The sequence below is a fragment of the Vibrio sp. 10N.222.48.A3 genome, assembly GCF_041475345.1.
Classification (GTDB): Bacteria; Pseudomonadota; Gammaproteobacteria; order Enterobacterales; family Vibrionaceae; genus Vibrio; species Vibrio tasmaniensis_A.
On record NZ_JBFRVX010001262.1, the window covers coordinates 1 to 1,827 of the forward strand.

The window sequence follows — 1,827 nt, forward strand, 5'->3', positions numbered from 1 at the left end:
AAGTAAGCCACTGATTTTAATAAGCGTAGAGCTTAGAGCCTCCCCCAGAATACTTGTACTTTAAGGCAGCTTTAGCTTCAAAAAGGACAGTTCTGAATTCTTTCAGACAGGAGAAAGGAACATGATATTTAACTCGCATCACTCGAAGGAAAAGAGTGGATTTGGCAACGCAGTGACAGATTTTGAAGAACGAGTTTGGATGCACCATCAGCAGCATGAAGATTCTGCTCAATACTCAGCTGCTTACCGTCTAGCTGGGGAAGTCAACATTGGTCGCTTGGTTTCTTCGTTGAGTAAAATTTCTCAATTCGTCCCATCCCTTAATGTTTGTTATCAATTTGATGAGGATGCAGGTTTAGTTAAATTTCACGGTAATGAATTTTCTCAGACGATTAATATTGAAGCTGTTGATTCAGTTCAAGATGCTATTTCCCACCTGCAAGCTAATCAATCAACCCCTATAGCGCTGGAATCTCAGTCAGGAATCCAATTTACGGTTTACATTTGCGCAGAGCAAGATGTGGTGTTAGGTGTAGTTTCTCACCAAATTTTGAGTGGTGAAGTGTGCTGGAAAGAAATATTCGAAGTTGTGAGTGCTTTATATAATCATGGCCTTTGCACCATAGAGCAGAGAAAGCAGCCCACAGAGATAGGAGGTTTCACGCCAATTCAAAAGCTTGAAGCTCTTTCGACATCTTGTTTGCCATGGATTAAGCGTTCTACACAGGATATTGACTTAGTACAAACCGGTGTCAGTGAAAATGTTTGTTCGTATTTACAAGTATCAGTACCACGTAAGTTTACGACTTCTATTCAAAGAGAGACCTTCGAGAATCGCCTTGGTAGGACGATGAACGAAGTAGAAATCCTCTCAGCTACTGCGGTGCTGTTCGCTCGTTACATCACCGAGTCTAATGATCTCGATAGTCTTGATGTGTTCATGCCGGTTGATATCAGTCAGAAAAATCGAGAAATTAATGGCGCGATGATTGAGACTGGTTTGACTTATCTCTGTTTAGGGCAGCCAATTTCAGACTTAGGCCAAGCTGTTGGCGACCTTACTATGAGGCTAACCGCTGCTCAGTCTCAGACCATCGAGTCAACAGAGTTTTCTCAATCAGCAGCTTTAGTGACTTGGCTTGTAGATCCGGCTGACTATTTGTCACTTGATGATGTGGAGGCTGTGAAATTACCGACTGCACCGCTTCATCCGAAGTTTGAAATCTCTCTTGCGGTTGGCATTAACCGACAAGGTGCCCTGTCATTTGAGTTAGTTACGGGGGTAACGGTTTCTCCTCACTTAGGAGCGTTTCTATTTGAGCAATTTATTGCCTACATTGATGGTCAAAAAGTCACTAAACCTGCATTGGCAAAGCAGGATGTAAAAGCAGCACCGTTGGTGAATGAAAGTGCCGAGCCAGTTTCAATTTTTGAAAAGACAATACTCGCTGAATTTAGAGATGCACTTTCTATAGAAAGCATGAACAAAGACGATGACTTCTTTGATTTTGGTGGTCATTCGCTTATTGGTACTCGAGTCATTGGTCGCTTGTTGAAGGACCATGGGATTGAAGTGAGCATTGAAGACTTATTCACCTACCGAACTGCGACTGAACTGGCTAAGCACGCTAAGCCAATAACCCCCACGGTTATGCCGGCATCAGTTGAAGCATCAAGTCCCGTTTCTGAGATAAATTCTACTGCCGAACTCATTTTGGCTGAGTTTAAAGAGGCTTTAGTTTCGGATACGATGACCGCAACGGACGATTTCTTTGACTTCGGAGGGCACTCATTGATTGCAACTCGAGTTATTGGTCGATTACTGAC

Annotated in this window: 1 protein-coding gene; it reads left to right on the forward strand. The window is 42.9% G+C overall.

The genetic code is table 11. The annotated features are described in order from the left end of the window. Positions 1–121 precede the first annotated feature (121 nt). Positions 122–1,827, forward strand: a 1,706-nt coding sequence (locus AB4653_RS25520) for a phosphopantetheine-binding protein (RefSeq protein WP_372105622.1), incomplete at its 3' end; no start/stop codon positions are given.